Below are 13094 nucleotides of genomic sequence, written 5' to 3'. Positions count from 1 at the left end.
TACTACCTATTTTTTTGTACCAAATAGACCTAGAAATCCGGTCGTTCCTGATAATCTTCCGCAGAACTAGGGTCTAATTCCCACCGACTTTCATCTCGATGTTCAAGCATATCTGTTGTGTGCAAAATAGCCCCATCCGCCATCTCTATGCCCGCAGCGGCTCCGAGTTCGTCAACCATATCCAGGTCGGGAGTAGGCGCGGTTCCGCCCACAGATTGCTCGCCCGTGGCACTTTCTTGTTCCGCAGCCGGATCGCCATCCTCGCCGCCGATTTGGGAACTGGTGGAAGAGTATTCCGAACTGCTGTCCTGCAGGGTTGTTATGTCGTCTTGGCTCAATCCCGGTTGATCGATGACGCCGGTACCGTAAGATTCGGTAATTTCTTGAGGCAAATCGCCCAAATTATCGTGTTCTGTTGTTGTTTTTGCGTTGCCTTTTTTGTGCTGTGCCACGATACTTGCTCCTGTTTGTTTTTGAACTCAATTAAATTAAAAATGTCCTAATTTGGCTTTAACTGAATTGTTTTTAGTAATTGCCGATGGCTATAATTAAGTGGTATCTTAATTGCTATTTAAGCTTTTAGCTTCTATCTCAGGAAATATATTGATTCGGCTCAGCTATTTCATTGGGAATACAAAAAGCGATCGCCCGTTTGAAAAGGGCGATCGCTTTTTAATGGGGATGTTAATTCTATTCGGGAAAATCAGGAATTATCCATTTGGGGGGTTCCGTCCGTTTCCTTCTCACCGCTTCCTCTGCTATTTCTAGCATTTTATCCAGAGAAGTATTTTCAATAAAGTTGGACGTTGCTTCTGCGTATTCCCGCTTCGGGCACTTGTCGCCCAGAACGCAGCCATTGACGCAAGCTACAGCACAATCGACAGTGTTCTCCACCATAACTTTTTTCCTTTCACTGTTCCAACAACTAATAGGCAGGTACTCTGGGTGAATTTGTCAAGAGACTGCTCTATATCTTTATTTTACTTCACAAATTGTCATCAAAGGTCGATCGCCAGGGCAAAACTGTTATAAGATCAAAGCAACCTACCTAATCTGCCGATCGTGAACAATTTTCTGCGGCGCTTAAAACTTTTACCTTGGCGAGAAATGCTGCAAATTGCCGCCCTCGTCAACTCAATCGTGATTGGACTGGAGCTATTTTTAGCCTGGGGTTTCACGCAATCGCGGCCAATCCGCAACGGGGTGACGCTTCTTTACGGCTCCTCCCTCGGAACATTGATACCTTTCGCTGCTGCTGTGGGAATGGGAGCTTTAGCAGTGTACTTTTTAGAGTATTGGCAACAACAATTTTTGCTCAACCGAATTAGTTTGTGGGTTTTAGTTTTGTGCGTGCTCTTGGGTTTGGTGTTAAAGTCATTCCTACCCATACCTGCTTTATTAGCAAGTTTATCGGAAGCTGCACTCATCGGAGTTACGGTGGGAGTTTTTTGGAAGGGCCGGCCTTATTGGCGATAGTCATGCCATTTTAGATTTTAGATTTTAGATTTTAGATTTTAGATTTTAGATTTTAGATTGGCTATGACTGATGAATATTCGGGTTTGGGGGTTGTCTATAGTTACATTTTTTTTGTAAATATAGTATAAGGTGCCAATAGCGGACACTAGCCAGAGAAATTGTGCGCTATTGGCACCTTACAGAAGATAAATTGTGCAGAATTACCGATCGACTAAAAACACAATTCTCAATTCCCCAATGTCATCGCATTTCAGGAACTCTCACAGTCTCTGTAGGAGGCATCATGGCTTCTTTAGCATTCAACTTTTGATTCAACTCCCGAATCCGGCGCGACAGCAAGCGAATAATATTCACCGCAATTCCCGGCGTTTCATCAATCGCATCGTATAGCTGCATTTGAGTCAGCATCAAACACTCGGATTGTTCGAGAGTAGAAATAGAAGCCGATCGAGGTTCTGCATCAAACAGCGACATTTCCCCGAAACAAGCCCCCGCTTTCAACTGTGCCAAATCCCGATCGCCTATATGCACGCGCACCGTTCCCGATACCAAAATATAGAGAGACCGCCCTTCTTGTCCTTCCGTAAAAATCCTGTGCTTGGAAGGAAACGAAAGTTCATCCATTACCGATGCTAGACGCACGAGAAAATCATCCCGCAGTTCCTTAAAAATCGGAACCTCCCTCACAAACAATAGGCGTTCGACGCTTGTTAACATAATGAGATGCAATGATTAATTTAAACTTAAACAAAGGAAGAGGAATTGGGCATTGGGCATTGGGCATTGGGCATTGGGCATTGGGCATTGGGCATTGGGCATTGGGCATAGTTTCTTTTTGTTCCCTCTTCCCTCTTCCCTCTTCCCGACATCCGTTACATCCGTTACATCCGTCGAGCGAATCCGTTGCCGAACTTCCTTCTTCCTTCTTTACCTTTTTCCCCCAGCACCCAACTCTGCCATCATCTCTTCAACTTGAGCGGATACCAAATTATCGGGGTCATTTTGCAGCCTGGGCAACAATTCGACCACAGCCCGGGGCGAGGCTATTTTCAAATAGGCTAACACTGCTTCGCGGACAAAACCCGTCGGGTGCTGCAGACAGACAAGAGTTTGTTGAGCCGTAAGACTCCAGCGCGCTTCTCTCGCCAAGTGAAAGCAGCAGGCCAAGGCCCAATCCGAAAGGAAGTGGCGCAATTCTAGCAAGCGGCGCAAACGATCGCTAGGGGCTAGAGGTTTGTAAACCATCAATTCCGAGAGGTTGCTCAATTTTTCTCTTTCCGAGTGTTGATCTAACAGATTGATGAGCGATCGCTTCCTAGCTATATCCACAGTATTATCGAGAATTTCCAATCCCCTAGCCACCAAAGAAGGTTGGCCAGAAGCGATGTTGAAAGCAGCGGCTTGTACCGTGTCCAGCGGATAAAGAAACTTCATCAGCAAAAAACACCGCTCCCTAGCATCAGCTTCCAACCCCGCCAGAGCACGCTGCAACAATTGAGCCGTATCGTTCCCAGGTGCCCCGGTGCTGTTAGCACCCCCCGACAAATTGCCGTAGCTCGTTACCCCAGACAAATCTACCAGACCTGCATAAATTTGACCGATAAACATTAACTCCTGTTCGATAAGAGTTTCCAAGCCGCTACGGCCGATGCGGTCTAGAACCCCTTCTATCCCCGCTTCCGAAGGCATTTTTAACAGGATGCGGAGGATATTGCGCCTCGTCGTTCCCCAAGCCGTCATCAAATTGCTCACCAAAATGTCGATCGCCTCATTTGTCCCAATTTGACCCAGAGCCGTCCAAGCTTGCAACCTGACCAAATCAGACTTGTGGATATCCTCAGCCAAATAAACGAGCAAAGGAATGGCATCGTTGTGAAGTTTGACTATAGCCTGCAAAGCCGCTTCCCTAGTCGATTTGTAACCAAGTCCGCGCAGCAGCGAAGGATAATATTCTTCCGAATGAGTAGACGAAATCACGTCTAACAGAGCGCAGCGCACTCGCAGAGATTCATCTTGCAACAGATTGGGGATATGCAGCCGCAGTCCTTGCAAATAATCAGCTTCTCCCAGAGCCCGCGTCCCCATAACACGTTCCCGCTCTTGCTTGTGTGTCAGCATTTGCCGCAGCGTATTAGTAGCCTCTGCCTTTTGCAGGCGATCGCCCCTTCTCATAATTAAAGCAGCCGCCGTACCCCGCACCACCGGATCGACCGTCGGCTGCAAGTAAGGCCGCAAGCTCTCAATATTCGGTTCAGATTCCGTCAGCCAGATGTAGCGCAAAGCCAAAGCCAGCACCTCCGGCGGCAAGGATTGCTGCGAGAGTGCGCGGACTGATTCTAAATAAGCGGGGTTCGGGTGTTGTAGCATCGTTTCCAAGCTCTGGCGCTGCAAACCAGGGGACAGCGAATCGAGGATGGGAGCCAGAACTTCTCCGACATTTTTGGGGTCAATTTGCGTCAGGAGTTCTATGCAAGAGCGCTTTTCATCTTCGCCCCCCGGCTTTTGTAGAGTTTCCACCACTGCGCGCTTGAGAGCTTTGAGGTCAACGTCTGTGACGCCCAAGCGCCCCCGCTCCGCACTTTTGACCAACAAACCCACGTATTGAGAGCGGATCAACCATACGACAAACACCCACAACAGTGCCAATATGACGATCACGCCAATAAATATCAAGCTTTGCTGGTCGTGAAATACCTCTTGATTTTGCTGGGGGAGTATCTTGCCTGTCACCCACAGCATAATCAGGATGCCTACTCCTGTAGCTCCGCAGGACAAAGGTTCGCCCACACCGTTGACCAAAGTTTGAATTCCCGATCGAATATTGTCGGGAATCGGTTGAAATAAAACCGGGCTAACGGTTTCCAACAGGGTGTAGTGCAGCAGTTCGTCTAAAAATCTCAGCAATATTAGCCCGATAAACACAGATACTAGCTGGCCGAGCGATGCTCCTAGGGTCAGCACCCCGAGTATAGCGATGCCCGTCGGCAAAATCATCGCCGTCACGAATACACCGATTCTTTCCACCAACCGACTCGAAGCGAACCATTGAGTCGCCACTTGAAACAGGCCTTGTATGCCTTCATAAATGCCCAGGAAGCTAGCGATCCAGCTAGCTCCGTCCCCCGGATTTTGGTATTCTAACTGGCTGTAGAATTGGAAATCTACCAGCACGTAGACGACTTCTGCGAGGATAAAGAAACTGACTAGAGGTACGGCGTATTTTTGCAGCGGGCCTGTAACTTTGCGGGCGGTAAATTCTTCTTGGTCGTCGTCTTCGTCGTCATCCGTCCAGTGAGCCGTTTCCGGGAATGCTTGGCTGTATTTTTCCGTGAGGTAGTAGAGCAACACCGAGCCTGTCGCCACCATCAACCCCGATATGAGGGTAACGTTTTTGAGTCCGACTACGTACAGCAAAACAGGCAGAGAAAATCCGCTGACTACTCCAGCTACTAGATAGCCACTACTGACTAGCGGATAGGTGCGCTTGATTTCTCTAATATTAAACAGTTGGTTGGAAGTGATAGAAGTATTTAGGTCGTTGAGGACATAGCAAGCTTCTACCCACAGCCACATCAAAAAAATAGTAATAAAAGCGATGCTGACGCCAGCTATCTTAGTATTTTCGTAGCCGATGCCGAATCGAAACAAAAATAGCGGTATCGACATCATTGCCAGAACAACCACTACGGTGCGTCTTAGCGGCAGGATTTTTTGCAGCCACGAGTAGACAAATCCCAAGCCAGAACCGATAAACGCGCTGGCTATATAAATCCAGGGCATTTTGTCTGCACCAAATTCATCTAGAAAAAGACCTACTGTGCTGAGTTCCAGCCAGATCAGCCCGACGGAGGTTAGAGTGTAGACGACGAACATCAGTACGGTTCGCTCTACTTCTTCCGATCGTAGGTTGAGCGATCGCAGCACTCCTTGTCTTACTCCCGCCGAACCGCTGATTTGAAAATTTTCCATGCAGCGTTGATTTCCCTGTGTGGTAGCTTATTCCTGACTAACTTCCGAAGTCATCAGCTATCAGTCACCAGTTTATGACTGATGACTGCTCACTAATGACTATCTATTTATACTTTCTTTGGCGACAGCAGCATCATCATACTGCGTCCTTCTTTTTTGGGGGCTTGCTGCACTTCTGCGATTTCCTGCAAATCTGTTGCCATGCGCTTAAGCAAGTCCTCTGCGAGGTTGCTGTGTTGGATTTCCCGACCTCTGAACATGATCGTGGCTTTTACTTTGTCCCCAGATTTGATAAAGCGGTCTGCTAGTTTGAGGCGCACTTGGTAGTCGTGTTCTTCAATTTTGTAGCGCATCTTCACTTCTTTAACATCGGCAGTGTGCTGCTTCCGCTTTGCTTCTCGCGCTTTCTTTTCCTGCTCGAATTTGTACTTCCCATAGTCCATTACCCGGCATACAGGCGGGTCAGCTTTGTCGCTGACAAGTACGAGATCGAGTTCTTTTTCTTCTGCGAGGCGCAGCGCTTCTGCAGGTGTCAATATCCCTAGTTGCGCGCCGTCGGTATCGATTACCCGGATTTTGGGGTATCGAATATTTTCGTTGATCTGGGGTAGGTTGCGATTTTGTCTTCTTTCAATCACAGGCATGAATGGTTTTACAAGCAGTAGTTTAATAGCGAAGCTTCTTGATAGTTACAGGTTTGAGCGGTCAATTTTTCACGATTGACGATCGAACTGTTTTATAAGGTGTTACCCTTACCGGACGTACTACCGCGCCCTGTGTCCCCTCAGCTAACGCCTTGGGGAATATTTGGACGATCGTAAATGAATTCTTACAATACTTGCTATTCTACTCAGTCTGGCTGAGTTTCTGCCTAGTTTTATTTTAACTTCACACACGATCGCCCGTTCCCTTGCCCGATTGATGACAAAACCGTCAAAAATTCCGGGTAAAAGCTTAAGGATGAGGTAAAGTCGCTTTTCCTCGCCCATCTCGCCCGGTCGGACAACTCCCCCAAGTCGCCTGATTTGCCTTGTAGAATAGGTATAAGCAAGTGTAAATTTATGTTGCGAGCTGAGGCAAAATTGACAAATTCTCTGCTGTGGCACCAACGGGTGGGAACTCAACGAGACTGGATGTGGCGGGGTTGGCAAACTCGCTACACTTATTTGCGGCCCGATGGGGTACGAAATCAAGGCGCGCTGGAATTTCAAGATTCTGCGGCCAAACCAATGGCCCCGCGCGCATCGGGAACGCCGATTATTTTACTGCACGGGTTTGGAGCTTCGATCGGTCACTGGCGACAAAATCTCGCCCAACTCGCCGAAAACCAAACCGTTTACGCCTTGGATTTGTTAGGGTTTGGCGCTTCCCAAAAAGCTCCGATCGACTACTCTGTCTCTTTGTGGGTCGATCAAGTTTATGATTTTTGGCTAACTTTTATCAGAGAGCCAGTAATATTGGCAGGAAACTCGATCGGCTCACTAATTTGTCTGGCCGTGGCCGCGGCTCACCCGGACATGGTAGCCGGCACCGTAATGATTAGCCTCCCAGACCCCTCTGTGCGAGCCGAAGCGGTGCCCGGATGGCTGCTTCCGGCGATCGAAACGGTTGAAAGTTTGTTTGTTTCTCCGATCGTACTCAGACCTTTGTTTTATTTGGCCCGCAAGCCTTCCTTTGTCCGTCGCTGGATTGGCTTTGCCTACTCCAACCCCGAAGCTGTTACCGACGAATTAGTTGAAATTCTAGCAGGGCCAGCAGGCGATCGGGGAGCAGCCCGCGCCTTCTGCGCTTTATTTAAAGCTGTAGGCAGCTCACAATTTGGTCCCAGTGTCAAGACAGTGCTGCGAAATTTAACAATCCCGATGCTGTTAATTTGGGGCAAACAAGACCGGATGATTCCCCCTCGGTTCGCCCGACCCCACCAATTTGTCGAATGCAATCCCAATTATTTAGAGCTAGTTGAATTAGACAATGCCGGCCACTGTCCCCAGGATGAATGCCCCGAACAAGTAAATCAAGCAATTTTGAACTGGATGAGCCGGAATTTTGCACCTATGGGCGAGAGCGAATTTCAGCACTGTTGATTAGACATGCACCCGTGGATTACTAAGGGAAAAAAATAACTTGCAGCTATCGATCCCGCTCAAAAATAAATTTGCTAGAACTCGATCGCACCGGTGGTATGGTATAGCAGATATTGAAGGCTGTAGCGGCGAAGCGGAGCAGGTAAAAAGAAGTCCTGCAAGAAGGCGCAATCGACCGCTTAGGTGTCAAAAATTAATAACGTCCTCACCGTCAGGGCGGTTGCGATATTACAAAACTTCCCTATCTTGAGAGTCAGTCGATTTGAGGTTCGAGATTGACCACGAATTTCAAAGGTGGTACCCGCCACGTGATTTATCCGTGGAATCAATCCCAAATCTCAAATCGAAAATCCTCAAGAAAGAGCATTTATCCGTGGGGTCGCCTCTAAAATCTAAAATCTAAAATCTAAAATCGATTGACTCCCCAGCCGCTATCTAGAGGCTTGAACTAACCTAAACCACTTGTTTGCTGTGGACGACTCCTGCGGGAAAGTAAGTCTCCGTCTTTCTGTGATGTCCTGTATCTACTGTTATTGATGGCCCGTTTTTTTAGAAAGTCAGAGATTGACACAATCACCAAGATAGTGTATCTTCTCTAACTGGTAGTACACATCTAAGTTATGCAGTTAGTCGAAAGGCAAGTCATTAAACCAAATCACAGGTTTTACCCAGAAGCCGATCGATTGTCTTTGCTGTCCCACAAACTTTACAACTGCGATAACTACTATATCTACGGTCAAAACTTTTTCTCTGACCAACCAACCAATGCTCTGGCTGTCGATCGTGCACTCAAAAAGAGCCTAAAACACAAAGCATTGCCGGCCCAAGTAACACACAAAACTCTCCCGTTACTGCTGAAAACATGGACTAGCTATCATAATGTTAAATTGGCGGGCGCGATCGCGATCGCCCCACTAAGTGTCAAGCAGCACCGAAAACCACTGATTAAAAAAATCCAGAAAAAAAGAGAGCAGGGGCGATATGTAGTTGTATTTAACTGTCAATCTCTTAGCAAAAAAGTAGCAAAAAAGCTTTTCCAAAAGAATATGTCAGTTGGTCAGGGACTAACATTTGGTGACCTTGAAAAGTTACCTAAATCTTGGAAATCCGGATTGTTGTCGAGGTAAGTTGTTAAGTTATTGAGGTAGTTTAGGAAAAGTTAGAAAAAAACGCAAGTGTAAAGCGGATTATAACCCTGGCCGTAACGAGCTTCGCCAAAATTAAAGAGCTATGAAAGCCCTCCCTGGAAGAACGGTAAAATTCTACCTTCTAACTTGTACCTTCTAACTTGTACCTTCTAACTTCAAGAAACACCTTGTTTCTTGCTCCTAAAAATAAATACCTTCCCCTGTGTCCACAATCTTTCAGTCTGCTTATAACCGATCGCCCCCAAGTATACGGGAAAGTTCAAAAATGCCGGGATCTGGCATTTTGGAGCCTATTAACGCATAAAAAAGTCAATTTAGCCAACAACTGACGGCTCCAAGCCCCCGGTATGCTGGCGGCTAACTGCTGAAAGCCTCTGAGGGCAAGCAGCGCCCTTCCAGCTTTTGGCAGTAACGCAAACGAGGAAAAAACTGTCGTGAAATTCCACTGGCTACTACCGAGTTTCTTAAGTGTATTTTTGCTCGCCGGAGCCGCCGAAGCAGCTAGACTGCAATCTTGGCGGTTTGATGCTTCAGAGAACCGGCTTTACATTACAACAGACGGGGGAGTACAACCCAAGGCTCAACTGATCTTCAACCCGATGCGGTTGGTAATCGACTTGCCGGGGACGAGTCTGGGTCGTCCCTCGGTCAGCAGACCGCTCTCAGGGGCGATCGAATCGGTGCGGGTAGGGCAGTTTGACAACGATACGACCAGAATTGTGGTCGAGATCAAAGACGGGTTTACTATAGACCCTCAGCAAGTAAAATTCCGGGGGATTTCTCCGAGCGAGTGGACAGTGGATTTGCCAACGCCGGTGCGGGGAGAAACTCAAAATCCGATTTCAGAGCCAGGGGGAGAAAGGTTATCGGTTGAACCTTCAGCATCCCAAGCCCAGTCGGCCGAGGCGACTGTAGTTCAGAACGTTCAGGTGACGGCGGACGGTTTTTTAGTCCGCACTGCGGGCGGTCGCCCCCAAATTAATTTTGAACAAAGTCGGGCCGGGGACATCGCCACCCTGGATATTGAAGGAGCTAGTGTAGCTCCGGGCCTAAGCAGCCAACAGCCTCAAACGAACGGCCAGCACGGGGTTGACAAGATTGAAGTCCGGCAACTGCCAACAGACCCGCCCGTTACCCGCGTGACTTTGCGGATGAAGAATTCTAATACTCAGTGGCGGGCGTCTGTGAGCAATTTGGGCGGGGTTGTGCTATTGCCTGGAAGTGTAAGACAGCCCTCGGTTCCCCGCCGCCTGACTGTAGACCCTCCGGCGAGACAAGCTCAAGGAAATTTAGCGAGAGTTCAGTCAATTGATTTAGCCAGTAACGGCACGCAACTGGTGGTGAGAACTGACCGCCAAGTCTCCTATACCAGCGGGTGGGACCAGGGGTCGAGAGCTTACTGGATCAGGATCGCCTCTAGTGTCCTGACGGGAGAAATTCCTCAGCTCGATGCCAACAGTCCTGTATCGTTTACTGCTAGCCAAGAAGATGCGGAGACTGTGGTGATTTGGGTGCAGCCACGATCGGGGGTAGAGGTAGGCAGGGTGACGAGACCAAACCCGCAGTTGCTGTCTTTGCAGTTGCGATCATCGAATGCTAGCGCGCAGCCTTTGACTCGCACTCCCAATTTGCAGCCTTTGCCGAGAAGGACTTTCGGAACCGATGAGTTGCCCCAAGCTTCAAACCGCCGCGCCGTAGTAGTAATCGATCCTGGTCACGGTGGCCGCGATCCGGGGGCAGTCGGGATTCAGGGCATTCAGGAAAAGGAGATTGTTTTGGATATCTCTTTTCAGGTGGCGAGGCTGCTGGAACAGCAAGGAGTCCAGGCGGTGATGACTCGGACTGACGACAGGGAAATCGACCTGGACCCCAGAGTTTCTTTGGCGGAACGGGTGAATGCTACTTTGTTTGTCAGCATTCACGCTAATGCGATTAATATGAGTCGGCCGGATATCAGTGGGATTGAGACTTATTATTTCAATAACGGCCAAGATTTGGCCAGGGTGATTCACGCCAGTATTTTGGAGGGGACGGGGGCGAGTGACCGCCGAGTGCGGCAGGCGCGATTTTATGTTTTGAGGAAGACTTCTATGCCTTCTGTTTTGCTGGAGGTAGGTTTTGTGACGGGTGCTGAGGATGCTGCTAGGCTTTCTGACCCAGCTTACCGCAGTCAAATGGCGGCTTCGATCGCTCGCGGCATTTTGCTTTATCTTCAACAAAGATAATGGTAATTGGGCATCGGCCAAACAGGGCATCGGCCAAACAGGGCATCGGCCAAACAGGGCATCGGCCAAACAGGACAACTGCCAACTGCCAACTGCCAACAGACAACAGACAACTAACTATTAACAAATGACAACAGACTCTGGACAACAAAGAATCGGTATTTTTGACAGCGGCGTGGGCGGTTTGACTGTTTTGACCCAGTTGTACCAACAATTGCCCAACGAATCGATACTTTATTTTGGAGATACGGCGAGGCTGCCTTACGGCACTCGCACCCCGTCAGAAATTGTGGAGTTTGTCCGCGAAATTATGGCCTGGTTGGTGGAACAGGATGTGAAAATGGTCATTATGGCCTGCAACACCAGTTCTGCTTTGGCGATGGAGATGGTGCAGGCTGAATTTGATATCCCGGTGCTGGGAGTAATTCTGCCGGGGGCGCAGGCTGCTGTGCAGCAAGGCAAGCGGATCGGGGTCATCGCGACTCCTGCTACGGCTGCTAGCAATGCTTATCGAAATGCGATTTTGGAGATGGACGATTCTTGCCTGGTGTGGCAGGTTAGCTGTCCGGCTTTTGTGCCGCTGGTGGAGCAAAACCGGATTCACGATCCTTATACTTGTGAGGTGGCTAGGGAATATTTGGCTCCTTTGATTCAGCAGCGCATCGATACGCTGATTTACGGCTGCACTCATTATCCGCTGTTGGCTCCTGTGGTTCGATCGCTTTTGCCTGCTGGGGTGACATTGATCGATCCTGCGGTACGGGTGGTGGCTGCTGCTGCCAGAGAATTGGAGCTTTTGGGGCTGCGAAATCCTGGTACGGCGCTACCGACTCGTTTTTGCGTGAGCGGCCCCCCGCAGCAGTTTGCCCAGTTGTCGGTGCAGTGGCTCGGTTGTACTCCTGCTGTTGAGAAAATATCCCTGCCGACAGTTGTAAGATCGCCCGTATCGCTGGAATCTGCCGAATAAGCCGGAAAATTTATAGATGAATCTAACCCCCCAAAACTCAGGTAAAGCTGGTTCTGGGGGGTTTAATTATTGCGATGTAACCTAGCCATTACACATCAATAGGTAATATTATTGAACAAAAGCTTTGATGAACAATGCAAATAATGTCCTATACGTGCTGGAGCTCTTCAGCCTTGAACCATGTCACTCTATGTATCACAAGCAGTTTTACTTGTAGACGGCTATAACATAATTGGACTTTGGCCTCGACTCCGAGAGAAGCGCGATCGCGACGAACTCGAAACAGCTCGCCGCGAGTTGATTGAGGTTTTAGTTAACTACAGCGCCGTTCAAGATTTTGAGGCTCGACTTGTATTTGACGCGCACTATCGAGATACTCCCGGCGTTAAAGAAATTATTACTAAAAATTTATCAGTGCACTACACTGACTTCGGTCAGACAGCAGATACTTATATTGAAAAATCTTGTGCTAGTTTGCGCTACGAGTTGCGATCGGTCAAAGGCAAAGGCCGCATGATTGTCGCCACCTCAGACCGAGCGCAGCAATTGACCGTAGTCGGCTACGGTGCCGAATGGATGTCCGCCGAACAACTAGCGGCTGACGTAGAATCCACCGCCCGCCGCAGCGAGCGACGGCACAAATCCCGCAAACAAAATTCTAGTCGCTTTCTCGCCAGTTCCCTCGATCCAGAATCTCAGCAGCGCCTCGCCAAGTTGAGAATGGGGCTGCATTAGCTGCTGAAACCCGCTCCCTGTCTGACAAAAAAAAAGTTTCTCAAAGGCCTTGCCAAATCGAGGAAGTTCAGCTATTGTTAGTAAATGTGGGTAACAAAAACCCCCAATCCTCGGTAGCTCAGTGGCAGAGCGGTCGGCTGTAATGAATGCAAGCCTTTGGCATCAACCAAAAGCCCTAGTGACATAGCAGCTCTATCCGGTAACGGATACTGAAAAATCGGGTGAATTCAAGGAAACCGCAGCACTTCGGGTGGCGGCAATCTTGAGCCAAGTCTGGCGAAAGGCAGCGGTTACGATCGCAAGTAGCCGGAAAGGTGCAGAGACTAGAGATGAGGAGCCTAACCAATAAATCTCATAGCGCCCGACATCCGACGACAAATCACAAACATGATTTGTAGGGATGATGAAATAGTCCGCCCCCTTCGGAAACGTCGGGATAAGTGTAACCGATTGGTCGTAGGTTCAAATCCTACCCGGGGAGTTAGTAAA

At 48.7% G+C, this 13094-nt stretch carries 11 protein-coding genes; 6 read left to right on the top strand and 5 right to left on the bottom strand.

What is annotated here, in order from left to right; genetic code table 11:
* Positions 1-29: 29 nt before the first annotated feature.
* Together QUB24_RS13885 and QUB24_RS13880 are read right to left on the bottom strand one after the other, a co-directional pair.
* The gene (locus QUB24_RS13885) at positions 30-452 is read right to left on the bottom strand and encodes a DUF6335 family protein (protein ID WP_333153742.1); all 423 of its coding nucleotides are present in this window, start codon (positions 450-452) and stop codon (positions 30-32) included.
* A 238-nt stretch (positions 453-690) separates the two neighbouring features.
* Positions 691-897 (bottom strand): hypothetical protein, encoded by a 207-nt coding sequence (locus tag QUB24_RS13880; protein WP_190740439.1) that lies wholly within the window; start codon positions 895-897, stop codon positions 691-693.
* A gap of 165 nt (positions 898-1062) precedes the next feature.
* On the opposite strand from QUB24_RS13880, the gene QUB24_RS13875 reads away from it, so the two are divergent.
* Entirely contained in the window at positions 1063-1476 is a 414-nt protein-coding gene (locus QUB24_RS13875) for a peptide chain release factor 1 (protein WP_333153741.1), read from the top strand.
* Between the two features lie 241 nt (positions 1477-1717).
* Here QUB24_RS13875 and QUB24_RS13870 read toward each other — a convergent pair whose 3' ends face one another.
* The 3 genes from QUB24_RS13870 to infC all read right to left on the bottom strand — a co-directional run bounded on the left by QUB24_RS13870 (position 1718) and on the right by infC (position 6090).
* On the bottom strand, positions 1718-2194 hold the full coding sequence (locus QUB24_RS13870) for a Crp/Fnr family transcriptional regulator (RefSeq protein WP_190660410.1): 477 nt from the start codon (positions 2192-2194) through the stop codon (positions 1718-1720).
* 210 nt (positions 2195-2404) lie between these two features.
* Positions 2405-5446, bottom strand: coding sequence for a HEAT repeat domain-containing protein (locus QUB24_RS13865; RefSeq protein WP_333153740.1), 3042 nt, complete (start codon positions 5444-5446; stop codon positions 2405-2407).
* 107 nt (positions 5447-5553) lie between these two features.
* Positions 5554-6090, bottom strand: coding sequence for a translation initiation factor IF-3 (gene infC / locus QUB24_RS13860; protein ID WP_006635262.1), 537 nt, complete (start codon positions 6088-6090; stop codon positions 5554-5556).
* 417 nt (positions 6091-6507) lie between these two features.
* Between infC and QUB24_RS13855 the strand changes: the two genes are divergently transcribed.
* The 5 genes from QUB24_RS13855 (at position 6508) to QUB24_RS13835 (ending at position 12605) form a co-directional block, all read left to right on the top strand.
* On the top strand, positions 6508-7530 hold the full coding sequence (locus QUB24_RS13855) for an alpha/beta fold hydrolase (protein WP_333153739.1): 1023 nt from the start codon (positions 6508-6510) through the stop codon (positions 7528-7530).
* Positions 7531-8150: 620 nt separating this feature from the next.
* Positions 8151-8657 (top strand): hypothetical protein, encoded by a 507-nt coding sequence (locus QUB24_RS13850; RefSeq protein WP_333153738.1) that lies wholly within the window; start codon positions 8151-8153, stop codon positions 8655-8657.
* Between the two features lie 455 nt (positions 8658-9112).
* The gene (locus QUB24_RS13845) at positions 9113-10903 is read left to right on the top strand and encodes an N-acetylmuramoyl-L-alanine amidase (protein ID WP_333153737.1); all 1791 of its coding nucleotides are present in this window, start codon (positions 9113-9115) and stop codon (positions 10901-10903) included.
* A gap of 127 nt (positions 10904-11030) precedes the next feature.
* Complete coding sequence (gene murI, locus QUB24_RS13840) at positions 11031-11870, top strand: glutamate racemase (RefSeq protein WP_333153736.1); 840 nt, start codon at positions 11031-11033, stop codon at positions 11868-11870.
* Between the two features lie 180 nt (positions 11871-12050).
* Positions 12051-12605: an NYN domain-containing protein gene (locus QUB24_RS13835; RefSeq protein ID WP_015176151.1), complete on the top strand. Its 555-nt coding sequence runs from the start codon at positions 12051-12053 to the stop codon at positions 12603-12605.
* The last annotated feature ends 489 nt before the right edge of the window (positions 12606-13094 follow it).

Source organism: Microcoleus sp. B9-D4, assembly GCF_036705105.1.
GTDB lineage: Bacteria > Cyanobacteriota > Cyanobacteriia > Cyanobacteriales > Microcoleaceae > Microcoleus.
The sequence above is the reverse complement of the archived record's forward strand: the minus strand, read 5'-3'. Positions and strand labels throughout refer to the sequence as shown.